The organism is Pseudoalteromonas sp. Z1A2 (assembly GCF_011378755.1).
Classification (GTDB): domain Bacteria; phylum Pseudomonadota; class Gammaproteobacteria; order Enterobacterales; family Alteromonadaceae; genus Pseudoalteromonas; species Pseudoalteromonas distincta.
The window spans coordinates 145,923-170,762 of the sequence record NZ_WTKX01000004.1 but is presented as its reverse complement, the minus strand read 5'-3'; the positions used below and the strand labels follow the sequence as shown (position 1 = coordinate 170,762).

Genomic DNA, 24,840 nt, shown 5'->3' with positions numbered 1-24,840 from the left:
TAATTCAGGGGCTGATTAGGATTCGACGGAATTCAAGAAGCCCAAGGTGCATGTCGAGGTGCGGTTTGCCTCGTTAAACAGCCGCAACCTAAAGTAATCGCAAACGACGATAACTACTCTCTAGCAGCTTAGGCTGGCTAGCGCTCCTTCCATGTATTCTTGTGGACTGGATTTTGGAGTGTCACCCTAACACCTGATCGCGACGGAAACCCTGGCCGGGGTTGAAGCGTTAAAACTAAGCGGCCTCGCCTTTATTTACCGTGTTTGTCCGGGACTTAAAGGTTAATTAAATGACAATACTAAACATGTAGTACCGACGGTCGAGGCTTTTCGGACGGGGGTTCAAATCCCCCCAGCTCCACCAATAAAGGTTTTTGAACTCGTTATTCGAAAACCATAAGAAACCCGCAAATTTGTTAATTCAAATTTGCGGGTTTTTTTATGGAATTTATAAAATAAAGTTTAAGAATGTCTTATTGCGCGTAGCTTCATTTTTATTGCAATCACAAGCAGGCTAAATAACGACAGCATACTTATTAACAACGTTAGGTTAAGTATAGGGTTACTTGCCTCGTAGGTAGTGACAGGAGAATTGTTTGTAGTTTGCGAGTTTTGCTGTTGCCTAATATAGCTTTGGCTGATCCAATCTACCGCGTTTATCCATTGTACTTTGGCGGGATCAGTATTGTTTAGCATCCCTATTACATGCTTATCGTTATCTAAGCCTTTTGAAAGTTGTACCAGTTGCTGCCAAAATTCATTTTTAGGGCCTAGGTCATCTATTTCTTGCAGGTGCTGTTGTAATTTATCGCCCCCCATCGTTTTTATATCAGCTTGTCCTGTACTTTGCGCGTAGCTATTTATTAGCGATGAAAAGCGACTAAAGTACTCATTACTTTTTTGCTGTGTAGGGTTAGCTGCTTGCTCGTTTGTTACTTTTTGTGTTGGTTGATTTAGGCTGTTTTGATCAATCAAATATTGTTTATAGTTTTGGTAACTTAAGCTGTTTGTAGTTGTGTTATTTGTGGTTCCATTATTTAGAGTGCCAAAATTGTTTTTAAGTGCATTAACACTGATCCCTACGCCTATTATGGTAATAATACAAAGTGCGCAATAGCAAAAGTACAATGCGCTTTTTAAAGTGTTACGCAGTAATTTATATTTATTATAACTTTGCTTAATAGCTGCAGCTGTATTTGGGGCTTTGCCCGTATCTAGGCGTTCGTTTTGTATTGAAATACTTTTACCGTCAGTACTTTCACTAATGTGTTTATCTGTATTTTTGTTGTGCTCAGTGAGTGCTATTTGATTATTTTTAGATTGAGAGGTTAAAGTAGAGAGTTGCGGTTCTACTTTAGTAATTAATCCTAGCTTTTTTAGTGAGGATTCTGTTTTAACAGCATCAATACTCGATAAGTCTTTTTTTAAAGCGTAAGCTTTTCCATCAAATAACTGAACAACAATATTATGAGGAATATTTAGAAGTTGGCTAAGTTTTTCTTGGGCAGAGGTAAGGTCAGTATTTTGATATAACTGACCATTAAAAACAATTTTAAATGTAGCGCTCACGTTAGTACCTTGCTTGTGTAATTCCATTTTTGGAATTTTATTTTTATTATTTGATACACAAAGCTAATTTAACAGATAAAGGGTATGCTTTCTAATGATTTGTGATTAAAAAAAGCCTTAACAAACAGCGTTAAGACTTTGGCGTGTAGCTGTTACTTTACTTTATCGTTTTGCGAGTGATTTTACAGATTGCTTTTGATCACTGGCAGATTGGGTTGCTTTGTCTATTAATGTTTCAAGTGGTTTATTTCGAACGCACATAAGTACTTTGTTTATTGCTTGGCATGTGCCTGTCGCTTTTTTATCATGGCTTGTGTAGCTACAACCTTCATTAATGGCTTTTTCTTCACATGCTTCCCAAGGCGCGTTTGAGCCGTGGCCTGCATGACTTAGCGCTGAGCAAGAGGTAGCAAGTAAAAAGCCAGTGGTTAATGCTTTTATTACGTTAAATATTTTCATTAGTATCTCAGTTAATTATTTGGCCAGAATGCGAGTTATCTTGCGGTAGCACCTTTAAAACAACCAATAAACATGTTTTCAGATACATCGGCTGCATGGTAGTGGTATCCGCGTGTATCGTCGGTGTGACCTCTACATTCGTCTAAATCAGTGGGTTCTAATCCATCTTCGTTAAGCATGCCAAATATACCAAATCCATCGAGTGCATAACCCATCATGGCGGCATGACCGTCTGATTGGATTTGTGTTTGGCTACAGCCTGCTTCACCGTGGTAGTGATAACCTGCTACTAAGTTAATATGCCCGGCGCAATCATCAAAGGCTGCAATAGTGTATGCGCCTAAAATAGCCTCAACAGGGGCGGGTGCAGCAAGTACAACACCATTTAGAGCAACACCTACATTAGTGTTACCAATACTGCTATTTTGAGTGGTTGCAACAGGCGTTATTGGTATTAAAAATGATTCTGATATACCGCCATCAACATAATCAATAGAGCATTCTACGCAGTGATTTTGGTATTGCTCCTCTACGTTTGGACGTGCAGCACCATCACACGATTCTTGTGTGTCTGTTACATTTACAAGGCCTGTACCTTCGTCGTATAGCTTCCAATGGCTATCGTTATACAATGTTGGTAGATTTAAAATAAAGTCGCCAGTTATATCGTAAACCTCACCGGTGCCATCAAACCAAATACCGGCTTCGTCTGCTGTTGATGTGATATTGCTAGGGCAAAATACACCAATCTCGTAATTTGAAGGCGCACCTGCTATATCAATTTTATAGCATGACGCTTCATCGCCGTTACTTAGCGTACATGTTTGAGTGGTAATTGATGAAATGAGCGCATCGCTTTCAAAGTTAAAAGGGTCGACTTCTACAACAAAATCAGTTGAAGTATCTGTTGTAGTTCCCTCATCGGTGGTTGTTTCAGTTACAACTGTACTTTCAGCACCGCTACCGTTACAGGCGGCTAAACTCAGTGTGAGTATACACACTGCAAGTGGTGTTAAAATTGGTGTGTTAAATCTTTTCATCAAAAATATCCGGTAATGAAGTTGAATGTATAATATTTGTTAAATGTGCAAACAAAGTGCAAAAACAACGCAACATAGTACATAGCCTGAGATAGAGGCTGATAAAGTGGCTATAAATGTGTGTAGTACCTTTTTTATTATTTAAATACTGCGACTTAAAAGTATTTAAATAGGCAATGGAGTTTTATGGATTTTTTATTTCCCGACAGCATGTCTTTATTTTTGTTTTTATTGTTAATAATCACCGCTGGCTTTACTTCTTTTGTATCTGCTGCATTTGGTGCTGGTGGCGGGTTAATGCTGCTTGTTGTTATGGCGTCGTTTATGCCAATGGCAGTTGTTGTGCCTGTGCATGGTTTAGTACAGCTTGGCTCTAATGCAAATAGGTTTTTACTCAGCTTTAAACATATAGATAAAAGCATGTTTGTATATTTTGCGTTAGGCGGCTTAGTAGGGGCGGGGTTATCAAGTTTTGTAATTGATGATATATCGCTTGATGCTATGAAGTTAGTGGTCGCTATTTTTGTTATTTATTTACTGTGGGGTAAAACACCGCCAGTAAAATTAACCTCTAAGTTATGGCGTATGGTCGCCGGTGGCATAACGACTTTTATTTCTATGTTTGTGGGAGCGAGCGGGCCATTAGTTGGTAGCTGTTTATATATAAATAATTACGAAAAGTTAAAATTTACGGCAACGTTTTCGAGCATTATGAGTGTGCAGCATTTATTAAAAGCGGTAATTTATGGTGCTGTTGGCTTTAGTTTTTGGCAATGGATGCCGCTTGTAATTGCTATGATAATAAGTGGTGCTGTAGGTACTTGGTTTGGAATTAAATTACTTAAAAGTATGTCTGGGGATAAATTTGAGCGTATTTTTAGAGTCGTTTTAACGTTATTAACGCTACAACTCGGTTGGCAAGGTATTAAAATATTACTCCACTAATTTACTTAGTGGAGTAAATTTAATTTTATTAAACATAAATCACTTAAGCGAATTAAACAATTCATTGCCTAAAAACTACCGGTGCAGAGCGACTACACTGTAATTTTTGGGCTTATCGATGAACTATACTAATCTGCAATAATTGTTTATACGTTTAAATAAATTGGTATTAAAGCTTATTTAACAGCGGCTTTAATTGGTTTGTCGCCATCAAATAACTCAAAAATGCGGTTACTAATAAATGAGTTAGTCGCAATATGTAATAATGCATTGGCTACGTTTTCGCGGCTAATTTTAGCCTCAGAACGATCACTTGGTCGCTGCGTTGTTACTTGCATTGAAGCACTATCATCAGTCAGTGTACCAGGGCGAACAATGGTATAATTTAAACCACTATTTATTAAGTGCTCGTCAGCCATGTGCTTGGCAACTAAGTAAGGTTTTAAATCACCTTGAATCGAATCTGGGTCGTCTGCACCGATTGAGCTGACCATAATAAAGTGTTTAACGCCATGCTCTTTTGCAAAGGTAGCTGCTTTAGTTGCAGCCCATAAATCAATAAGTACAGTTTTATCATCGCCTGTACTTCCGCCAGAACCTGCAGCAAAAATCACTTGGTCACAGCCTTTCATTGCATCACCAAAATCGCCTTCAAGATCTTGCTCAACAATAGTTAAAAAAGAGCTGTTTAAATCGCTTAACTTATTTTTGTCGCGCACTAATGCCACAACATTTTGCTCATTTTCTAAAAGTAGCTCAGTTGCCATTTTACCTATTTGTCCGCTTGCGCCAATAATTAGGGTCTTACTCATAATTAACTCCTTCCAATAAATAGTAAAAGTAATGTGCTTACAAACAGACCTTGGGGTAGGGGATTATTTTTAAAGGGTAAAAAAGAGTTTAAATGAGCTAATTTCAAAAAATACTTTAATTAAAGTGCGATGCTTAACTGAGTATTAAAATTAGCGGCTTTTGGTGTGTTTTTTAGAACTTTTTATTCAACCATTATACTCACTTCGGTCACATAACTACGGCGATATAGACTAATACGAACCTTATGTTCTTGGTAATTATAAAACAAAGTGCGATATGTATTATTGCCGTTTGTTTTTAACGGCTCACCTAATTTTTGCTGATAAAAGCGAGCGATATCAGAAATTGAATCTGTTAAATAACCAGTGCGAACCATTGGGTATTCGCCGGCTACATCCATTGTTGTAACAAACTCTTCAGGAAGTGGGATTTCAGTGACGTTTTGGCTAAGTACATTAAACGATAGAGTACATAGTAGTATTATTAAAAATGCTAAAGTTTTCATTAAAGTCCTTTAAATAATAAATTCCATTTATTGATACTCATTTTACCTCAATAAGCACCTTTGTCATTTAAATTTTATTACGAATTAAATCTCGTACTATAAACCGAGCAGGGTGAATAGCTTGGCTTACACGTTCGCTTAATGGGCGAGGCTCGTTATTTAAACAACTTACGAGATGTTCTGCACTTAGCGGTGCGCTACATAAAGCGCGGGCGCCAAAGCCGGTAAAAATATGTAGGCCTTGTTGTGGCTTATTAAGTTGCTCGTACTGATAGCGTTTACCTAAGCGTAAGTTAGCAAAGGCCATTGTATAATCACTTTGTTCGCACCATTGCCCTGCCATTGGTAGGTGATCTATAAATGTGCAGCGAACAGCCGCTTTTGCCGAGGTAATATTGCCAAGGGTTGAGGCAAATTCACTTTGCTGATAAAAGCTAAGTAGTTGCTCTTGGTTTAATTGGTTGTCGAGCGCTGTAACTTGACGGCTTTTGGTATTTTTTTCAAACGTGGCACCCATACAGTGATGATCTAAATAGGCTGGGGTAAAATACCCTTTATGGCACAGCACTGTTTTAAGTTTGCGTGATTGCTCACTTGCCTCAATATGTGAAACTTGCCCGCGTACGCCTACTATTGGTAGCGCTTTTGTTTGCTCAAATGCATCGCTGTGCTCGCCCGCACAAATAATTACATCACTAAAAGGACCTAACTGCTCATCATTCGTTAATAAAAACCAACCGCTGTCAGTTTTTTTAAGCTGTTTTATATTGCAGTTAAATACGCTTTTAAATGGGTTTATGCTATTTGCAGCGCTTAACATGGCGTTTACTAATTGCGGAGGGTTAACCCAGCCGCCTTGTTCAAAAAACACGCCCGAATAACCTGTTTCTACGCCGGCTATTTCGTCGCCTTGCTCTGCGGTTACGTTGTGCATTAGCTGGGTTGGCCACAGTTGTTTTTGTGCTAAGTTTTCATGTTTATCGGCCAGAGGTTTTTTTACTGCGTGTTGTAATACGCCGCACCAATCGTAATCAAAATTAAAACCACTGCTAAGTAAGTTGTTATATAGGCGCTTTGCGTATAAAAAGCTATGTGCAAACAATTCGCTGTGCGGTGAATTTTTAGCTTGTAGGTGAGGGTAGATAGCGCCTTGCACATTGTGCGATGCCCCCATAGCTGGTTTTTCATCTTGGCAGAATAATTGGCTTACTATGCCTCGTTTAGCCAAACTATATAAAATGCAGCTACTGGCTATACCGCCGCCAATGACCGCTACATTTTTTAAAGCGCTGATATCTTGATGAAAATATGCAGGAGCTGATTGAGCATCATTTACGCACTCTAGTTGGCCAACAAGCATATCTCTTTTTTGGCCAAAGCCTTTGGCTTTTTTAGTATTAAAGCCTGCATCAATTAATCCACGGCGAACAAAACCTGCTGAAGTAAATGTTGATAAGGTTGCACTTGCCCTTGATATATTGGCCATAGAATTAAATAAACTTTGCTGCCACATTTCGGGGTTTTTACTTGGCGCAAAACCATCTAAATACCAAGCGTCAACAATTCCTGTTTGCGGATAGCTCATTGCTTGTATTGATTCAAGTGCATCTCCAAAGTATAAATCGAGAACAACAAGCCCATTGTCAAATTCGAGTCTGTGGCATCCTTCTAAATTAATTGGGTATTGTTTAGATAATTTGTTACTAAAGGCGCTTAATGATGGCCATGCCTGTAGTGCTTTGTTTAAATCGTCTATGTGCAGTGGATATTTTTCAAATGAAATAAAGTGTAAGCGTTTAACACCATTATCTAATTGATTTTGAACTTGTTGACGTGCAAGGTGGTCAGTAAAGCGTTGCCATGTATTTAAAAAGTTTAAACCTGTACCAAAGCCGGTTTCAGCAATAACAAAATGTGGCTGGTCATGATTTTGTAATCGTGCATCTATATTATTTTGCTCATAATACACATAATGCGATTCAGCTAAGCCATCGTCATTAGAAAAATAAATATCACCGAAGTCATTAGCGAAAGGTGTACCTAAATTATTAAAGTGTATATGTGCATTTTTGATCATGATTTTTTAATTTTATAGATATATTTTTTAATTATTTTACGGGTTTTCTTTGAAATAGTCTGGCGTTATTTATAAGCTAGCAGTTCAGAGTACAAGTGTACGCTAGAAAGCTGACCACTTAGGTGATTAAATTCGCGTAAAATAGAATGCAATTAAGTATTAAGCTAAGGGAATTACCCATGAGAAGAGCTGTAATTACAGGTATCGGTGTTGTATCAAGTATAGGTAACAACAAAGAAGAAGTATTAGAATCGTTAAAAACGGGCAAAAGCGGCATCGCTTTTAATCAAGAATTTGCCGATTATAAGTTACGTAGTAACGTATCGGGTAAAATTGATATTGACGTTAAAGCACACGTTGACCGCAAAGCAATGCGCTTTATGGGAGATGCTGCTGCTTACTCTTATATTTCAATGACGCAAGCAATTGAAGACTCAGGTTTGTCTGACGACCAAGTATCAAATGAGCGCACGGGTATTATTGTTGGCTCTGGCGGTGGTTCGTCTAAATGGCAAGTAGAAGCTGCTGATATTTTACGTGAAAAAGGCGTAAAACGTGTAGGGCCTTATATGGTGCCACGCACTATGGCGAGCACTACATCTGCTTGCTTAGCAACACCATTTAAAATTAAAGGTGTTAACTATTCAATTAGCTCTGCATGTGCAACATCTGCGCATTGTATTGGTAATGCCGTAGAGCAAATTCAGCTTGGCAAGCAAGACGTTGTGTTTGCTGGTGGTGGTGAAGAGCTGCACTGGACATTGGCAATGGAATTTGACGCTATGGGCGCACTTTCTACTAAATACAATGAAACCCCTGAAAAAGCATCTCGTACATATGATGCAAATCGCGATGGTTTTGTTATTTCTGGCGGCGGCGGTATTGTTGTAGTTGAAGAACTTGAACATGCACTTGCACGTGGCGCGCACATTTACGCTGAAATTGTTGGCTATGGTGCAACATCAGATGGCTACGACATGGTTGCTCCATCTGGCGAAGGTGCAGCACGTTGTATGCGCCAAGCTATGCAAGATGTAGATAGTATTGATTACCTAAACACGCATGGTACATCTACACCAGTAGGTGACGTTAAAGAGCTAGGTGCGATACAAGAAGTATTTGGTGGTAAATCACCAATGATCAGCGCAACTAAAGCAATGACGGGTCATGCCCTAGGTGCTGCAGGTGTTCACGAAGCTATCTTCTCATTATTAATGCTAGAGCACAGCTTTGTAGCACCTTCAATTAATATTGATGAGCTAGATGAGCAAGCGACAGGTTTAGATATTATTACTGAGCGTCGTGATGTTGAGTTAAATACTGTAATGTCTAATAGCTTTGGCTTTGGTGGCACAAACGCGACTTTAGTGATGAGTAAGTACAAAGGTTAATTTGAGCTTATAAGCCCTATATGCAAACGCATAACTGGGCTAAATAGCCCAAAACAAAAAAGGAAAGCCGAGGCTTTCCTTTTTTATTATCGAAAGTTTAATTAACCTTCGTTATGTTCTTGACGCGCTTGCTCAATTTCGTCTGCAATTTCTTGCGCTTTTTGCTTAGTTTTTTCAGTTAACTCGCCAGCAGCTTCTTTGCTTTTAATCCATGCGTCAACTGCAATCTCTTTGCCGTCGTCGTACATGTCTAAGCCCATTGCTTTACTTTGCTCTAATAGCTCGTTTAAAGACTCGTCATTTTTAAGATCGTTAGTTGTCTCTTTAACGTCGTTCCATGCATCACCAAGCTTTTCTTGCATTTGTGCGCTTTTATCTTTTGCATCTTCTTTTACTTCGTTGGCATCTTCACAACCAGTTAATGTAATTAAAGTGCCTAATAAAGCTAAACCTGCTAATTTATTCATGTGCTATCTCCTTTAGAGACTGATAATTAATTCGAGGCAGACTATACAACAATGAAAATGAACGCCCCCGTAACAAAACGATTAAATTTTAAATTAATGAATGAGCATGATTGGCCTCAATTATTTGAACTCGACCAAGACCCAGCTGTAATGCAGTATTTAACACGAGGTGAACCTACCTCTTTAGAGCAAATAAAAAATGAGGGAGTGCCTCGTATGCTCGCATATCGAAATGAGCTTAAAGGCTGGGGGCTGTGGAGTATCACTATAAAGCAAACCAATACATTTATAGGCTGGGTATTAATAAGGCCTATGTGCTTTTTTACTGATGCACCAAACTACAGTGATATTGAAATAGGCTGGCGCTTTAAGCAAGCAAGTTGGGGGCATGGTTATGCAACCGAGGCGGCTTTAGCATTATGTGATGAACTTATAAAGCAAGATGACGTTAAGGCGATAAGTGCAACGGCACTAAAAGATAATACGGCCTCTATAAATATAATGAAAAAGCTAGGTCTGCAATTTATAAAAAATTATACACATACAGACGAGCAAGGCGACTTACCTGCGGTGCTTTATTCAAAAAGTGTTTAAAGATGATTAAATATCAACAGTATAAAGATTGACCTGTCCTTAAGTGACGTGCATTAATAAGAATGCGTAACTAAAAAATAATAAATTAAGGATGTTGTATGGGATTGCTTTTTTCACCAAATAAATTAATTGTCAAAAGTGTGCTGGTTTTACAGTTCGCTGCTTTTAGTGTTTTAGCGCAGCCTTTATCGCAAAGCGCGGTAGCAATGCCTGACTCGTTCAGTGCCTATGCTGCTAAAAGTATATTAGAGCAAGGCGGTAATGCTGTTGATGCGGCTATTACGGCACAATTTGTACTTGCAGTAACGCTTCCTGAAGCCGGCAATATTGGCGGCGGGGGATTTATGCTTATTCAAAAAGATGGCAAGGGCGATTTTATAGATTATCGCGAAACAGCGCCAACAGCGGCTCATCGTGATATGTATTTAGATGAGCAAGGTAATGTTATTGCAAACAAATCAATATATGGCATTCACGCAAGCGGTGTACCTGGCAGTGTAGCGGGCATGTGGCTTGCTCATCAAAAACATGGCACTTTAAAGTGGGAAGAATTAGTACAACCAGCGGTAACGTTGGCTGAGCAAGGGTTTGTAGTTCCGCCTAAGTTAGCAAAAGGTGTGAGCAATTATATAGCCCACCTAAAAGAGCAAAAAATAAATGTAAACTTCGAAAAATACTTTGCTGATGTAAAAGCTAATAAAGTATTTAAGCAACCCGAGTTAGCGGCGACGCTAAAGCGTATCCGTGATAACGGCCAAGATGGGTTTTATAAAGGCGAAACTGCAAATATTATTGCTAAATTTATGCACCAACATGGCGGTATAATTAATCAAGATGATTTAAAAGGTTACACCGCTAAATCACGTACACCTATTAAAGCGAGTTGGAATGGTTATGAAGTACTTACTTCTCCACCGCCGAGTTCAGGTGGTATTGCTATTTTACAGTGGCTTAAAATGTATGAGTTACAAAAACCAGATGCGGGCTTAGCGCATAACTCTACTCAGTATGTACACTTACTTTCTGAAATAGGTAAACGTGTATTTGCAGATAGGGCGGAGTATTTGGGCGATCCTGATTTTTTTGATGTACCAGTCAACGCATTAACTAATATTAACTACCTCAAAGAGCGCAGTAATGGCATTTCGTTAACCGCTATCTCGACTACCGAAAATATTAAACCGGGCCTTAAAGAAAGTGAGCAAACTACACACTTTTCAATCGTTGATAAAATGGGTAACGCTGTCGCAAATACCACCACAATAAACTTAGGGTTTGGTAGCGGTGTAGTTGTTGAAGGTGCAGGGTTTATTTTAAATGATGAAATGGACGACTTTAGTGCCAAACCTGGCGTTATGAATGCGTTTGGTGCAATAGGCGGTAAAGCTAATGAAATACAGCCGCACAAGCGTATGCTTAGCTCTATGACGCCTACAATACTCCTTAAAGACAACACCGTTAAAATGGTGACAGGCTCGCCTGGTGGCACAACGATTATTAGCTCTGTGTACGAATCTATCTTAAATGCGGTAGAGTTTGATATGACTGCAGAGCAGGTTGTAAATAGCCCTCGTTTTCATCATCAACTGTGGCCTAAAAATATAATTAGAACACACATAGGTTTAACCGATAGCGTAAAAGCAGAACTTACAAAAATGGGCTACACCATAGATGAGAATCACTTTGGTGACTTACACGTTATTATTAATAAAGAGGGCCAATTAGATGCCGCTTCTGAAGCATCAGGACGTGGTAAATCAATTGTTTTTTAAATAAAAAAAACACCGCGTTAAGAGCGCGGTGTTTTAAACAATATAAAATTATTGAGTATCAATTAAATCTTCAACACCCACTATTAGCCATGGAGCATCGTCTGAAATTAGACGCTCTAAGTGCCAAATTTCTAAAATAGGCTCTTCTTTTTTATCGCCTAAATCACGGTACTTACCTTTAAAGCGAACACTAACCTGCCACGATTGCGCGTTTGTATCTGCGCGCACAAGTTCGGCATCAATAAACATCACTTCTGTTTCTACGCTTTGTATAGCTTCACGTTCAGCTTTAAACTCGGCAACAAGTGCAGGGCTTAAGTATTCAGCCATTGTGGAGTAATCGGCATTGTTCCATGCAGTTTGTAGTGTGTGGTAATGACTACGGGCGCCTTGCAAAAAGCCATTAACGTCAAAGTTAGGTGGTAAATTAAAAGGCACACTTTCACCTTGTGGGGCGCTGCTTGCAAAGCCTGTACTTGTTGGTTGCTCGATAGGTGCTTGTTTAAAAGCATTTTGCTGAGCACTTGTACTTGCACTGGCAAGTTGTGGGGCACGATTAGTACGTAAAAAGCCCGTTACTAGCTTAAATAAAATAAAGAGTCCGCCAGCTAATAAAATAATTTCTAATAGCTGAAAACCTTCAAAATCGTCGCCTAACATTGCTGCAATTAAGCCACCCGCTAAAAGCCCTCCAAAAACGCCTGCCATAATGCCTTTTTTATTTGATGTGGCTTTAGGTGTGGCTTTAGGTGTAGCGTTAGGTGTTGTTGTATCTGTTTGTTGTTTTTGCGCTGTTTGTTGTGTTGCAGGTGTCTGTCCGCGTTTACTACTGCCAAATTTTTTACGTGCGTGTGCATCAAAACTGGCAGTACATAATAATGCCAATAATGAAAAAATAACGATGATGTTCTTCATGAAATTCCCTAATTAAAATCGAGCCGCGATTATAATTTACTTTCTTTAGAAATTTAATTAATTACTTTAAAAATCAGAGGTTTTGGGGAGTGAAGAAACGCTTTGTTGGTGAGTATATAATCAAAAAACCGCTCAGTAGAAACTAAGCGGTAAATTTGTCTATTTTAAAGCCAACGAATTGCGCCAGTAACGCGTTCATTGTATGTATCTAGAGGTGCCCCAAGACTTGCCACTAAAATAGTATCAGCTTGTGAGCCACGATTAATGTGACCTTCAAAGCGCTCATCGCGGAAGTTGTCATCCCCAAAACCGAATGATTTATTTTCAGAAGGCACTATAAATACCGTCATTGGACCAAAATCAGACTCAAATATTAAATGCAGTCCTTTTTCGCCTTTAAAATCACAAAACATGGCATAAGTTACAGCGCCAGGAAGCTCATCAAGGTGACCACCTAATACTGCAAGCTTGTCGTTAACGCTTTGTAGGCTAATGGGCTCTTTTTTATCAAGCGCATTAATTTCGTAGTACACATGGGCAAGCGCATGCTCACCTGCTTCGTGTGCAATATTTTGCTCTGTACTAAAAAAGAAGGCACTAATCGCCACTACAAAAGACGCTGCTAACGCAAGATGTACACGATCAAACTTAAAACGCGATCGAGCATCAACCACGTTTTTACCAGTTGCTTGTTCTTCTTGGAGTGCTTTTTCTTTTAACGATGTGTTTAAAAGAATGCGGTCTGCAAGATTTTCAGGCACAGGTATATCTAAAGAATCTCGAATGAATTTATCAAAACCTTTCATATCGTTAATAAAACTTTGTCGCTCTGGGTTATTGTCAGCAAACTCCATAAGCTCCTTGTCAATGTCGTTTGGCTGCGCAATAGTGCGGCGACGAAACTCAAGTTCATCCATTATTTTGATGCCCCTTTAAGTTGTTCATCATCACGGCTTAAAGCCTCTTTAAGTTGATTTCTGGCACGGTATAAACGAGTCATTACCGTGTTTTTATTTAAATTAAGTATGCCTGCAATTTCTTCACCAGAGCAGCCCATTACAACTTGCAGTAATAATGGCTCTCGGTATTCATCAGATAGCAGTGCAATCTGGCGTTGAATTACCGTTTGTTCCATTTCATCGTCTAATGAATGGCTGGTTTCATCAACAAGCGTATCGTTTTCTACGTCGCTGCAATCAAACTGTTTACGTTCAAATCGGCGTGCGTTTTCTCTTCGTAATATAGTAAGCAGCCAAGGTTTAGCTGCCTTTTGATCAAGTAAAGAGTCGAGTGAACGCCATGCGCGTAAAAACGTTTCCTGTACTAAATCATCTGCTATGTGCGGATCACGGCATAACCAATAAGCAAAGCGATAAAGCTCTTTATTGTAAACGTGGACCAAGGCTTCATAACGCTTTTGTTTCTCTGCCATATCGATTAAGACCTGATTGTTTGATTTTTTCTTTCCAAGCATAAGCACTTTTTTAATTAAAAATTATTAGTTATTGCAAAAAAAGACCTAAGGTTCGTAGTTATTAATCATAAAGGTCTTTTAATACAGCTTGTTGCGACTTTGATGCCTGAGTTTGATAGATCTCAAGAATTTTAATAATAGCATTAAGATCCGTGTTTGCGCCTTTATTACTATAAAGTTGTGCCTGCAATTGGCTAATGAGACCATTAAGCTCGCTGCTGTTTACGTGGATGCAGAGCTCATCAATCGCGCCAACATTTTTATGAGTCACCTTTATAGAAAAGTTATTTAATGCGGTGTAAAAGGCTTTCACATCGTGTGTTTTGGCTAATGCTTTAAGCTCATTTAAGCTTGGCTGAGAAGTACCACGGGTGTTTAGCTGTAATTTTTCAGTCGTATTTTTAGTAGAACGGCTTATTAAGTAAAAAATTACAGTACCAATCCATAAAATATACCCTAAAGCGGCAACAACTATTAACCAAAGAGGAGTATCACTTTTAGTTTCAATAGGTTGTGTGCCAGTTGCTTGATTCGAAATATTTTCAAGAGTAGGTGAATTATTTGTGCTGGGTTGTGGGTTTGCTATGGCTGTATTAGGCGCGGTAGTACTTGGCGTTACTGTAATAGTACGCTTTGGTAATGTGGCTAAGCTAATACGGTTCATTTTGGTATTAAACCAAGGCAGCTTTATTTCAGGCAAAGTATAAGTACCTGGTTTTTGCGGCAGTAAGGCATATGATGCCGTTTGCTGCGACACAACGCGTCCGTCTCGCACTGCATTGTTATTTTCTTTTTTATCAGGGTAGCTGCGTATGCCATCAATAGTAGGCATAGAGATTTCAGGTAATTGCTCTTTTGTAACTCCAAGCGCGGTAAGTGTAATAGTACGAGTTATAGGCGTACCTACTTCTACTGTGTTGTCGTTAGGTTGCCATTCTTCATCAAGGTTAACCAATTCGCTTGGTAACCATGCACCTTTATAGTCACTCGGGATTGGTTTTATTTCTACTTGCTGATCATCGCCAAGAGCAGATACCTCCAGTTGGCGGTAATTTTGCTGTACTCGCCCTTGAAACGCAGGGCCTGCAATCGTGTAGGCACCACTTTTTTGTGGCTGAATCAAATACTCACGGGTAATAACAAGGTAGCGTTTGCCATCAACCAGCTCATAACTCTCAGTTTGTTTACCTAGTTGGGTTAGCTGAGCATCTTCCATACTTGGTGTGCTTAAGCTGCCATCAAGCAGTTCTTTGGCAAGGTAGAGCTTAACAGTGTAAACACCGGCTTCTTGCACAAATAATGAATTACTTGAGAGCGACGTTTTTAAAAATATTTCGTTATTTTTATCTGCATCAACTGAGCGTTTTGCCACTTTTAATTTAATAGGTTGTGAGGTTAACCCTGCAACGCTAAATGCCGGTATCGTGTAATCACCCTCTGTACGGGTCATTAGTTTAACTGACCACGTAGTTTGTTTATTAATGCTGCCATTAATAATGTTGGTACGAGAGCTTAAGCTCGTCGGGCCTACAACAAAGTCTTTTAACAGCGATGAGGTGTCTGGTTGCTCGCCTTTAACTGTATCGTCTACCGATATATTAAGCATAAAAAATTCACCCGCTAATACAGGGTTTTTATCTACGCTGGCTTCTAATTTGGTGGCAGCCCACGAAGGCATCGCACTTAATAGCAATAAACAGCAAAATAATCGCATTACCATGATTTTTCGACTCCTGTAGGGGGACGTTTGTATTGTCTTTTTTGGGCTTCTAATTGCATTTTATTCCGTAATAAAATAGCCGGATCGTCCGGGACTTTTCTAAGTAGTTGATTAAGCTGTTGTGCTTTTTCTTTTTCTTCATTAGTGAGCTCACTTGCTTGGGCTTGCATCGCTTGTTGCTGAGCATTTTGTTTTTGCTCATCAGTGGCAGGTTGCTCACTTATTGCTTGTGGCTTACTTTGTTGCTGCTCATCCTCTTTAGGCTGATCAGCGTCTTTATTTTGCCCTTGTTCGCTTTGTGGCTGGGCTTGCATATCAGGTTCATTTTGCTTATCTGATTGCTCGCCAGGCTCACCTTGTTGATCTTTGGGTTGTTCAGACTCTTTATCTGATTTTTCATCGCTTGAGCTTTGACTTTCGTTTTCGCCTTTTTCAGAATCGCTTTTATCACCATTTTGTTGCTGATCCTGTTTTGACTGTTCAGAATTTTGCCCTTGGTTTTGCTCATCTTTTTTCTGACTATCATCTTGGTCTTGAGGGTCGTCGCCGTCGCTTTGCTGATCTTGCTGGTTTTGTTGCTCTTGTTGATTTAGTAATTGCTCAACTAAGGCTTGGTTATCAGCTGCTTGTGTAAAGTCATCTTGTAAGGTTTGGGCCTGTTTGTACGCCTCAATTGCGTCCTCAAGTTTGCCAGCTTTGGCAAGGGCATTACCGTAGTTGTATAATCCGGTAGCCGACTTATCATTACTAAACTCATTAAGTGCAGCATCAAAATTACCTTGCTGGTAAAGCGCCGCGCCTTTCAACTCACTCGATTGCGCCTGTGTTGCTGCATCGTATTCTTTATTATTGTAAGCCTCTAATGCACGTTGATCTGCATTTTTCAAAAGAGTAGGGAGCTCTACGGCATACGCATTTTGCTGCGGTAAAAAACCAAAAGCTAAAAATGCGCCTAGCAAGGCAGCGCGTCTAAATAAATACAAACCAAATGGCAGTAATAACAAGAGTCCGTAAATACCTGCATCTATTCGCCAAAGCGCATGGCTTTGTTTTTCGTCTTTCAATAATTCACTCTGCGCATTTGGGGCAAACGTATTTATGTCGTTATTGCTAGGTTGGTAACTAGCAAATTTACCACCGCTGCTTGATGCTAAATTTTTAAGCTGAGAGGCATTAATTGTAGGTACTACGATTTGGCCGTATCTGTCTTTCAAAAAGCCGCCTTCAGGTAACTTAATTGGTGCGCCTTGAGCGGTACCTACACCATATATATTTAATCTATATTGGGTGTTACTGGTAAAGCTACTCACGTCGCTTTGTTCTTGTTGGTCAATACCGTCGGTCACTAAAATAATGTCGCCATCAATATAACCCGCTTGTGTTAATAGCTCTTTGGCCATATCAAGACCCGCTAAAACGTTTGAGCCTTTGTCTGGCATTATTTCAGGGCTTAAGCTTGGAATTAAATTACTGAGTGTTGTGGCATCGTTTGTTAGTGGTGAAATTACATAGGCCGTGCCTGCGTAAGCTACAAGCGCGGTATCACCTTCTTTAAATAGCTCAATCATATCAAGCGCTTTAAAGCGTGATTGCATTAAACGATTTGGTAAAATATCGGTGCTGTACATTGAATACGACATATCCATAACAATTACACGGGCACTTTTACTTTGAAATACAGGAACTTGTTTTTTCTCAAAACTAGGCCCAGCACTAAATAAAATGCCAAGGCTGCAAAACAAAGCAACTAACCAAAGTGGCTGGCTGGCTTTAGTGTTTGCTTCGCTCATTATAAATTGTGCTAAATGAGGTGCAATTAGCTGCTCACTAGTCGTTTTTTTATGCTTAATTAAGGCAACAAAAAATAATGCCACAGCAGGTATGAGTAACCATAAAAGAGCGGGGCGAATAAATTCAAAATCCATTAGTTTGGCTCCTTTAATGCACGCAGTGTACTAAGCATTACTTTTAAGCTAATAAGTAAAATAGCGATAAGTAACGGGTAGTAAAATAATGAGCTTTGTGGGCGAAATGTTTGTTCATCAGCGCTAATAGGTTCAAGCTTATCAAGCTCTGCGTAAATTTGTTGAAGGCCAGCTACATCTTTAGCTCTAAAGTATAATCCGCCAGTTTGCTCGGCAATCTTTTTAAGTAAGCTTTCATCTAAATTACTGCCACTAGAGCCACCCACATTAAAGAGACTAAAGCCGCGCGGATTATCTGAGCCAACACCAATGGTGTACACTTTAATACCTTCTTCGCGAGCTAGCAGTAGGGCATCTTCTGGGTTTAAATTACCAGCGGTGTTTTGTCCGTCGGTTAATAGCACCACAATTCGGTTACTTTCATCTTTATTGGCAAAGCGTTTTACCGAAAGACCCAATGCATCACCAATTGCTGTTGCGCGCCCTACTAAACCAATTTGCGCTTCGCTGAGCATTTTACTTACTGTTTTAACGTCGCGGGTGAGGGGGGTTTGTAAAAACGCGGTGTCGCCAAATAATATCAGTCCAAGCCTGTCGCCTTGACGTTGCTCTATAAAATCACTGAGTACGGCTTTTACCATGGTGAGGCGGTCAACATATTGGCCATTGTAAGCCATGTCTTGTTCGGTCATCGAGCCTGATAAATCGACCGCTAACATTATATCGCGCCCTTCATTTGGTAATGAGATTGGCTCATCTAACCATGTTGGATTGGCAGCGGCAGTAACAAGTAATAACCAAATTATCCACTCGAAAGAGTTTAAACGTCGTGCGTGTGGCTCAATGCTTTGGCTGGTTAAATTGTGCTTTGCAAAACTGGGTATACGTAAACGCGTACTGGCATTACTTGCTGCGGGTTTTAATAGTAAAAGTAATAAAGGCAAGAGTAGTAATAAAAATAACCATGGCCAGCTAAATTCAAACATTTACTGACTCCTTTATTTTAAATTGTTTAATACCTTGGCGAAATTTTTCGCACAGTGTTGTATCTTTTTGGCTGGGGTTATACAAGCTTAGTATTTCTTGTTCTGTAAAGCTTAAACCGGTAAGCATATTAAGTGTTGTGCACCATTTAGAGGTAGATTGCGCAGCAAGTCGCTTGTCGTAATATTCAATCACTAAACGCTTTAAAATAATATGCAGTTGCTGAGGGTTTTGCTCACTTTGGCTCAATTGTATTGCGTAGCGTTTAGGCTTTTTAAATTTATGTTTTTTATAAAATATATAAATAGCTGCGCACAGTGCTAAAAACAGCAGTGCAATAATAACCCACCAAGCAGGGGCGAGTGGCCACCAATTAACTTGGCTTGGCGCTATTATATCGTGCAGGCCATCGAGTGGATTGGTTTGCATGGTTATTTTCTCACTAATTGCAGCTCAAGCGGTGTTGCTGCATTGAATGATATTAAATTAAGACCCGATTTAGTTAAGCGATTAAAGCGCGTACTAAATGCTTGCTCAGCATTTTTAGCAAAGCGTTCTCTAAAGTTGTTATCCATTAGTGGTAGGGCAAAGTCTTGACCATTTGCATTAACGGTGACAGCTTGCTTAAACGCAGGTAACTGATGCTCAAACGGATCGCTTATGTGGCAACCAATCAGCTCGCAGTGACGGCTTAATATTTCGAGTTGCTTAAAGCTGGCATCATCCAGAGCATTAAAATCAGACACCAAATACACTAAGCTGCCTGGTTTTGCTAAATGATTAAGGCGCTTTAGGTTATCGCTAAAGTTGTTAGTGGCTGTTTTATCAATATTGTTGAGCGCTTGCTGGTGGTTGTCGCATAAATTATGACAAAGCTTAAGCACGGCTTTTTCACGGGCGCTGGGTTTTAGCTCTAAATGCGAGTGCTGATTAAACACAATACCGCCAATTCTATCGCCGCGCTGACACGCCGACCATGCAACAAGAGCGCTTATATGCGCAGCTTGCACCGACTTTAACAGTAACTTTGAGCCAAACAGCATTGAGTTTGAAAAATCAGTGAACACAAACACAGGGCGCTCTTTTTCTTCTTGAAAGAGCTTTGTGTGAGTCTCGCCGGTACGCGCAGTAACTCGCCAATCAATAGAGCGAATATCGTCACCTTGCTGATAATGTCGCACTTCGGCAAATTCCATTCCTCGGCCTTTGTGCGGTGCAAGGTATTGCCCTGTTAAGGTGTTTTTTATTTTTACCTTAGGGGCAAGTTCAAGCAATTGCGCTTTGGCTTTGTAATACATCAGCTCTTTGAGTGCTAAATTAACACCGTGGCTATGGCTCTGTTTGAGCCATGCTTGGGTTTCTAATTGTTTTTGCATAACTTATGGTACGGCTACAAGTTCAACTATACGGCTTATTACTTGATCTTTAGTAATGCCATCGGCTTGGGCTTCGTAACTTAAAATAATGCGATGACGCAGTACGTTATGCACAACAGCTTGAATATCATCAGGTGCTACAAAGTCACGGCCTTGAAGCCATGCATGAGCACGAGCACATTTATCAAGTGCTATTGTTGCACGCGGACTTGCACCAAACTCAATCCAGCTACCTAGTTGCGCGTCTAATTTAGCGCCTTCACGAGTGGCAATAATAAGTTGTACTAAATATTGCTCAAGTGGCTCTGCTAAATAAAGGCCTAATATTTCTTTACGAGCTGCAAATAAATCGCTTTGACTAATTTTTTGCATTACTGGTTGTTGCTCGTTAAGCGCTTCGCCGCGTGTTAAACGTAGTATATCAAGCTCATGCTCTGCGCCAGGGTAGTCAATACTTAGGTGCAGTAAAAAGCGATCCAGCTGGGCTTCTGGTAACGGGTAAGTCCCTTCTTGCTCTAGCGGGTTTTGCGTTGCCATAACTAAAAACAGTTCGCTAAGCGGATAGGTATTTTTACCCACGGTAACTTGTCGCTCTGCCATGGCTTCTAATAGTGCTGATTGTACTTTGGCTGGTGCACGATTAATTTCGTCAGCTAAAATTAGGTTGTGAAAAAGAGGGCCTTTTTCAAATACAAACTCGCTAGTTTGTTGGCGGTAAATATCGGTACCTGTTACATCAGCTGGTAATAAATCTGGCGTAAACTGTACGCGCTGAAATGAGCCTTCAATGCCTTTAGCAAGTGCATTAACTGCACGTGTTTTTGCAAGCCCAGGAGGGCCTTCTACTAATAAGTGACCATCAGCTAAAATAGCAATAAGTAGCGCTTGAGTAAGCTCTGGCTGGCCAATGATTTGTGTATCTAAGTACGTTTTTAATTGTGAAAATGCGTTAGCTGCCATAATAAGTGGACTGTCCTCGTCAGCTGGGTTTGTACCTAATAGTGTTAGGTGATAAATACTGACCTATTTATAAGGTTTATAATTGGGTAACTCAAGAGTTAGACTGTATTTTTTAAAATAGTTCGTTATTTTTTAACGAATTTTAGCGTACCACAAAACTTTGTAAATGCGTCTAAAAAAGCCTATTGTGATAGTCGTAATTAAACACTGTTTATATAAATTTGTGTTTATCTATTGGCTTTAGGGCACGGGTTGTTTAGAATCGAGGAAAACAAACAGGTCAGACCTGTCAGCGGGAGAGCATAAATGTCTGAGCAAAACATACTAAAAACACCAAAGGGCGACCGTATTGCCATCGTTAGCGGCTTACGTACACCTTTTGCAAAACAAGCAACAGCGTTTCACCATGTACCTGCACTTGATATGGGGAAATTGGTGGTTAACGAAATGCTTGAACGATTAAATTTCAATAAGTCAGAAATTGATCAACTTGTATTTGGTCAAGTAGTACAAATGCCAGAAGCGCCAAATATTGCACGTGAAATTGTATTGGGCACAGGTATGCCTGTATCGGTTGATGCATATTCTGTATCGCGCGCATGTGCTACCAGCTTTCAGGCTATTGCTAATGTAGCTGAGTCTATTATGGCGGGATCTGTAAGTGTAGGTATTGCAGGTGGCGCAGATTCGTCATCAGTATTGCCAATTGGTGTAAGTAAAAAGCTAGCAGGCAGCTTAGTTGATTTAAATAAAGCGCGTACGCTTGGTCAACGTTTAAAAATATTTTCAAAACTGCGTTTAAAAGACTTATTACCAGTGCCTCCTGCAGTTGCAGAGTACTCAACAGGCCTTTCAATGGGGCAAACTGCTGAGCAAATGGCTAAAACACACAACATTAGCCGTGAAGATCAAGATGCGTTAGCGCATCGTTCTCACTCACTTGCAACGCAAGCATGGGCTGATGGTAAGTTAAAAGATGAAGTAATGACGGCGCATTTACCGCCATATAAAAGCTTTATTTCAGAAGACAACAACATTCGTAAAAACTCAACGGTTGAAGGCTACGCCAAGCTTAAACCTGTTTTTGACCGTCAGCACGGTACTGTTACCGCTGCAAATGCAACACCATTAACTGATGGTGCAGCGGCCGTACTTATGATGAGCGAAAGCAAAGCAAAAGCACTTGGCTATGAAATACTAGGTTACGTACGTAGCTTTGCATTTTCGGCAATTGGCGTAGAAAAAGACATGTTAATGGGCCCAGCTCATTCAACGCCTATTGCACTAGATAGAGCGGGTATTACGCTTGCTGATTTAGATTTAATTGAAATGCACGAAGCGTTTGCATCGCAAACACTTGCCAATATGAAAATGTTTGCCTCAGACAAATTTGCACAAGAGCATTTAGGTCGCAGCAAAGCAATTGGCGAAATTAACATGGATAAGTTTAACGTTAACGGCGGCTCTTTAGCATATGGTCACCCATTTGCAGCAACAGGTGCACGCTTAATTACGCAAAGCTTACACGAGCTTAAACGTCGTGGTGGCGGTTTGGCATTAACAACAGCGTGTGCTGCTGGTGGTTTAGGTGCAGCCTTTGTATTGGAGAGCGCGTAATGACTGATTCAGTATTTAATTTAGCGGTAGATGAAAACAAAATTGCCGTAGTAACGATTGATGTGCCAGGGGAGAAAATGAATACCCTGCGCAGTAGTTTTGCCGATGACTTAAAAGCATTATTAGAAGACGCTAAGTCGCAAAATGTAAAAGGCATGGTATTTATAAGCGGAAAAACCGATAACTTTATCGCGGGCGCCGATGTAAAAATGCTTGATAGCGTTCAAAAGCGTGATGATGCTTTAGCTATTAGCGAACTATGCCATCAGGCATTTTTTGATATGACAAAACTGCCATACACAACAGTAAGTGCGATTCATGGCGCTGCATTAGGTGGTGGTTTAGAGTTTGCTTTAGCGTGTGACTACCGTGTTGGTACCGACAGCGATTTAACAAAAATTGGCTTACCAGAAGTGCAACTTGGTTTACTACCAGGTGGCGGCGGTACGCAGCGCTTAACTAAAATTGTTGGTATTCAAAAAGCACTTGAGTGGATGCTAACAGGTAAACAAATTCGCCCTAAGCAAGCTAAAAAAGCAGGCGTGCTTGATGACTGTGTACCACACAGTGTGCTGCTAAAAGTTGCAAAAGAATTTGCGACTAAGAAAAAGCCACAAGCAAAAGAGCCAAAGCTCGACAATATTAGTAAATTACTAGAGTCAAACCCGTTTGGCCGTAACTTTATCTTTAAAAAAGCTAAAGAAAACGTACTTAAAAAAACGGGCGGGCACTACCCAGCACCACTCGCTATTATTAAAGCTGTGCGTGCTAGTGTAGAGCTTGATGAGCTAAAAGCGTATAAAACAGAAGCTGAAAGCTTTGCAACACTTGTAATGAGTGACGAATCGAAAGCGCTTCGCGGTATTTTCTTTGCAACCACTGAAATGAAAAAAGAGTGGCGCAATGATGACGCACCCGCAATTAGCAAGACTGCTGTTTTAGGTGGTGGACTAATGGGCGCAGGTATTGCGCACGTAAGTGCTGTTAAAGCTAAAGTACCGGTACGTATTAAAGATGTAGCAGAGCAGGGCATTAGTAATGCAATGAGCTACACCTACAAAATTTTAGACAAGCGCCTTAAGCGCCGTATTATGTCTAAAGCTGATATGCAGTTAACAATGAACCGTATTACAGGTACAACAGACTACAGCGGCTTTAAACACATTGATTTAGTAATAGAAGCTGTGTTTGAAGATCTTGCGCTTAAGCAAGGTATGGTTGCCGACGTAGAGCAGCAATGCCAAGAAAATACAATTTTTGCTAGTAACACGTCATCATTACCAATTTCGCAAATTGCAGCGCAGGCAGCACGTCCTGAAAATGTAATTGGCTTACATTACTTTTCACCAGTAGAAAAAATGCCATTAGTGGAAATTATTCCACACGAAGGTACATCTAAAGAGACTATTGCTCGCGTTGTTAACTTTGCACGTAAGCAAGGCAAAACGCCAATTGTTGTAAAAGACATGGCCGGTTTTTACGTAAACCGTATTTTAGCGCCTTACTTAAACGAAGCTGCTAATTTAATGCTTGCGGGTGAGCCAATTGAAAAGATTGATGCAGCCCTAGTTGAGTTTGGCTTTCCGGTAGGACCGCTGGCTCTACTTGATGAAGTAGGGATTGATATTGGCTCTAAAATTGCTCCAATTCTTGAAAAAGAATTAGGTGAGCGTTTTAAAGGCCCTGATGCATTTATGCGTATGATTGATTCAAAACGCCTTGGCCGTAAGTCCGGTCGTGGTTTTTATGAATACGACAAAAAAGGCAAAAAGGTTGATGAGTCAGTTTACGAACTATTGGGTGTTACCCCAGCTCCACGTTTAAACAAAAGCGAAATTGCTAAGCGATGTGTATCGAAAATGCTTAACGAAGCAGTACGCTGTTTAGATGATGGTATTATTGCAAGCCCTCGTGATGGCGACATTGGTGCAATATTTGGTATTGGTTTCCCACCATTTTTAGGTGGCCCGTTTAGCTATATGGATAAATTAGGCGCAAGTAAAATAAGCTCTGATATGTCTACATTGGCTAACGGCGATGCTAATTTTGATCCTTGTGAGTCACTGGTAACAATGGCAAGCTCTGGTACTACTTTTTATAATGCAGCAACTGTTGAGGTTGTAGCTCCTGAAGTACAAAGCACTGAACCACAAGAGCAAAGTGTCACTGAGCCTGAAGTTACTAAAGAGATTGAAACAAAAGAATAAAGTTTCTACTGTTTATAAAAACCGCATTTA

Annotated in this window: 22 protein-coding genes and 1 other RNA gene; 7 read left to right on the top strand and 16 right to left on the bottom strand. The window is 40.1% G+C overall.

All coding sequences use genetic code 11. From position 1 onward, the window contains the following. Positions 1 to 7 precede the first annotated feature (7 nt). Positions 8 to 364: a transfer-messenger RNA gene (gene ssrA / locus GQR47_RS05180) on the top strand. Positions 365 to 462: 98 nt separating this feature from the next. Here ssrA and GQR47_RS05175 read toward each other — a convergent pair. The 3 genes from GQR47_RS05175 to GQR47_RS05165 form a co-directional block, all read right to left on the bottom strand. Further along, positions 463 to 1,569 (bottom strand): hypothetical protein, encoded by a 1,107-nt coding sequence (locus GQR47_RS05175; RefSeq protein ID WP_279167425.1) that lies wholly within the window; start codon positions 1,567 to 1,569, stop codon positions 463 to 465. A 162-nt stretch (positions 1,570 to 1,731) separates the two neighbouring features. Next, on the bottom strand, positions 1,732 to 2,028 hold the full coding sequence (locus GQR47_RS05170; RefSeq protein ID WP_165723608.1) for a hypothetical protein: 297 nt from the start codon (positions 2,026 to 2,028) through the stop codon (positions 1,732 to 1,734). A gap of 35 nt (positions 2,029 to 2,063) precedes the next feature. Continuing rightward, on the bottom strand, positions 2,064 to 3,068 hold the full coding sequence (locus tag GQR47_RS05165; RefSeq protein WP_165723607.1) for a YHYH protein: 1,005 nt from the start codon (positions 3,066 to 3,068) through the stop codon (positions 2,064 to 2,066). A 186-nt stretch (positions 3,069 to 3,254) separates the two neighbouring features. Here GQR47_RS05165 and GQR47_RS05160 point away from each other — a divergent pair, with 186 nt between their 5' ends. Next, positions 3,255 to 4,013 carry a sulfite exporter TauE/SafE family protein gene (locus tag GQR47_RS05160; RefSeq protein WP_165723606.1) on the top strand — a complete coding sequence of 253 codons (759 nt, stop codon included), beginning with the start codon at positions 3,255 to 3,257 and terminating at the stop codon, positions 4,011 to 4,013. A 176-nt stretch (positions 4,014 to 4,189) separates the two neighbouring features. On the opposite strand, the gene GQR47_RS05155 is transcribed toward GQR47_RS05160, so the two are convergent. The 3 genes from GQR47_RS05155 to mnmC all read right to left on the bottom strand — a co-directional run bounded on the left by GQR47_RS05155 (position 4,190) and on the right by mnmC (position 7,408). Beyond that, positions 4,190 to 4,825, bottom strand: coding sequence for an NAD(P)-binding oxidoreductase (locus GQR47_RS05155; protein ID WP_138489435.1), 636 nt, complete (start codon positions 4,823 to 4,825; stop codon positions 4,190 to 4,192). 182 nt (positions 4,826 to 5,007) lie between these two features. Beyond that, entirely contained in the window at positions 5,008 to 5,331 is a 324-nt protein-coding gene (locus GQR47_RS05150; protein WP_004335602.1) for a hypothetical protein, read from the bottom strand. 67 nt (positions 5,332 to 5,398) lie between these two features. Continuing rightward, the gene (gene mnmC, locus GQR47_RS05145; RefSeq protein WP_165723605.1) at positions 5,399 to 7,408 is read right to left on the bottom strand and encodes a bifunctional tRNA (5-methylaminomethyl-2-thiouridine)(34)-methyltransferase MnmD/FAD-dependent 5-carboxymethylaminomethyl-2-thiouridine(34) oxidoreductase MnmC; all 2,010 of its coding nucleotides are present in this window, start codon (positions 7,406 to 7,408) and stop codon (positions 5,399 to 5,401) included. A 179-nt stretch (positions 7,409 to 7,587) separates the two neighbouring features. On the opposite strand from mnmC, the gene fabB reads away from it, so the two are divergent. Beyond that, entirely contained in the window at positions 7,588 to 8,799 is a 1,212-nt protein-coding gene (gene fabB / locus GQR47_RS05140) for a beta-ketoacyl-ACP synthase I (RefSeq protein ID WP_004335606.1), read from the top strand. A 101-nt stretch (positions 8,800 to 8,900) separates the two neighbouring features. On the opposite strand, the gene GQR47_RS05135 is transcribed toward fabB, so the two are convergent. Then, on the bottom strand, positions 8,901 to 9,266 hold the full coding sequence (locus GQR47_RS05135) for a hypothetical protein (protein WP_024596750.1): 366 nt from the start codon (positions 9,264 to 9,266) through the stop codon (positions 8,901 to 8,903). Positions 9,267 to 9,317: 51 nt separating this feature from the next. Between GQR47_RS05135 and GQR47_RS05130 the strand changes: the two genes are divergently transcribed. Together GQR47_RS05130 and ggt are read left to right on the top strand one after the other, a co-directional pair. Continuing rightward, complete coding sequence (locus GQR47_RS05130) at positions 9,318 to 9,860, top strand: GNAT family N-acetyltransferase (RefSeq protein ID WP_024596749.1); 543 nt, start codon at positions 9,318 to 9,320, stop codon at positions 9,858 to 9,860. A 98-nt stretch (positions 9,861 to 9,958) separates the two neighbouring features. Then, on the top strand, positions 9,959 to 11,632 hold the full coding sequence (ggt, locus tag GQR47_RS05125) for a gamma-glutamyltransferase (RefSeq protein ID WP_165723604.1): 1,674 nt from the start codon (positions 9,959 to 9,961) through the stop codon (positions 11,630 to 11,632). 48 nt (positions 11,633 to 11,680) lie between these two features. On the opposite strand, the gene GQR47_RS05120 is transcribed toward ggt, so the two are convergent. From GQR47_RS05120 to GQR47_RS05080, 9 genes are all read right to left on the bottom strand, one after another. Further along, positions 11,681 to 12,547, bottom strand: coding sequence for a Tim44-like domain-containing protein (locus GQR47_RS05120; RefSeq protein WP_165723603.1), 867 nt, complete (start codon positions 12,545 to 12,547; stop codon positions 11,681 to 11,683). 164 nt (positions 12,548 to 12,711) lie between these two features. Then, complete coding sequence (locus tag GQR47_RS05115; RefSeq protein ID WP_165723602.1) at positions 12,712 to 13,464, bottom strand: DUF3379 family protein; 753 nt, start codon at positions 13,462 to 13,464, stop codon at positions 12,712 to 12,714. Next, complete coding sequence (locus GQR47_RS05110; RefSeq protein WP_033011540.1) at positions 13,464 to 14,021, bottom strand: sigma-70 family RNA polymerase sigma factor; 558 nt, start codon at positions 14,019 to 14,021, stop codon at positions 13,464 to 13,466. The genes GQR47_RS05115 and GQR47_RS05110 overlap by 1 nt, the downstream gene beginning before the upstream one ends. Before the next feature lie 61 nt (positions 14,022 to 14,082). Then, positions 14,083 to 15,741, bottom strand: a complete 1,659-nt coding sequence (locus tag GQR47_RS05105) for a BatD family protein (RefSeq protein ID WP_165723601.1) — start codon at positions 15,739 to 15,741, stop codon at positions 14,083 to 14,085. Further along, the gene (locus GQR47_RS05100; RefSeq protein ID WP_165723600.1) at positions 15,735 to 17,666 is read right to left on the bottom strand and encodes a VWA domain-containing protein; all 1,932 of its coding nucleotides are present in this window, start codon (positions 17,664 to 17,666) and stop codon (positions 15,735 to 15,737) included. The genes GQR47_RS05105 and GQR47_RS05100 overlap by 7 nt, the downstream gene beginning before the upstream one ends. Beyond that, entirely contained in the window at positions 17,666 to 18,652 is a 987-nt protein-coding gene (locus tag GQR47_RS05095) for a VWA domain-containing protein (RefSeq protein WP_165723599.1), read from the bottom strand. Before GQR47_RS05095 ends, GQR47_RS05100 begins: the two co-directional genes overlap by 1 nt. Further along, on the bottom strand, positions 18,645 to 19,079 hold the full coding sequence (locus GQR47_RS05090; RefSeq protein WP_165723598.1) for a DUF4381 domain-containing protein: 435 nt from the start codon (positions 19,077 to 19,079) through the stop codon (positions 18,645 to 18,647). Before GQR47_RS05090 ends, GQR47_RS05095 begins: the two co-directional genes overlap by 8 nt. A 2-nt stretch (positions 19,080 to 19,081) precedes the next feature. Next, positions 19,082 to 20,026, bottom strand: a complete 945-nt coding sequence (locus tag GQR47_RS05085) for a DUF58 domain-containing protein (protein ID WP_165723597.1) — start codon at positions 20,024 to 20,026, stop codon at positions 19,082 to 19,084. 3 nt (positions 20,027 to 20,029) lie between these two features. Then, positions 20,030 to 20,986, bottom strand: coding sequence for a MoxR family ATPase (locus GQR47_RS05080; protein ID WP_007377762.1), 957 nt, complete (start codon positions 20,984 to 20,986; stop codon positions 20,030 to 20,032). A 306-nt stretch (positions 20,987 to 21,292) separates the two neighbouring features. Between GQR47_RS05080 and fadI the strand changes: the two genes are divergently transcribed. Beyond that, positions 21,293 to 22,603, top strand: a complete 1,311-nt coding sequence (gene fadI / locus GQR47_RS05075; protein WP_004335629.1) for an acetyl-CoA C-acyltransferase FadI — start codon at positions 21,293 to 21,295, stop codon at positions 22,601 to 22,603. Continuing rightward, entirely contained in the window at positions 22,603 to 24,810 is a 2,208-nt protein-coding gene (gene fadJ, locus GQR47_RS05070; protein ID WP_165723596.1) for a fatty acid oxidation complex subunit alpha FadJ, read from the top strand. Before fadI ends, fadJ begins: the two co-directional genes overlap by 1 nt. The last annotated feature ends 30 nt before the right edge of the window (positions 24,811 to 24,840 follow it).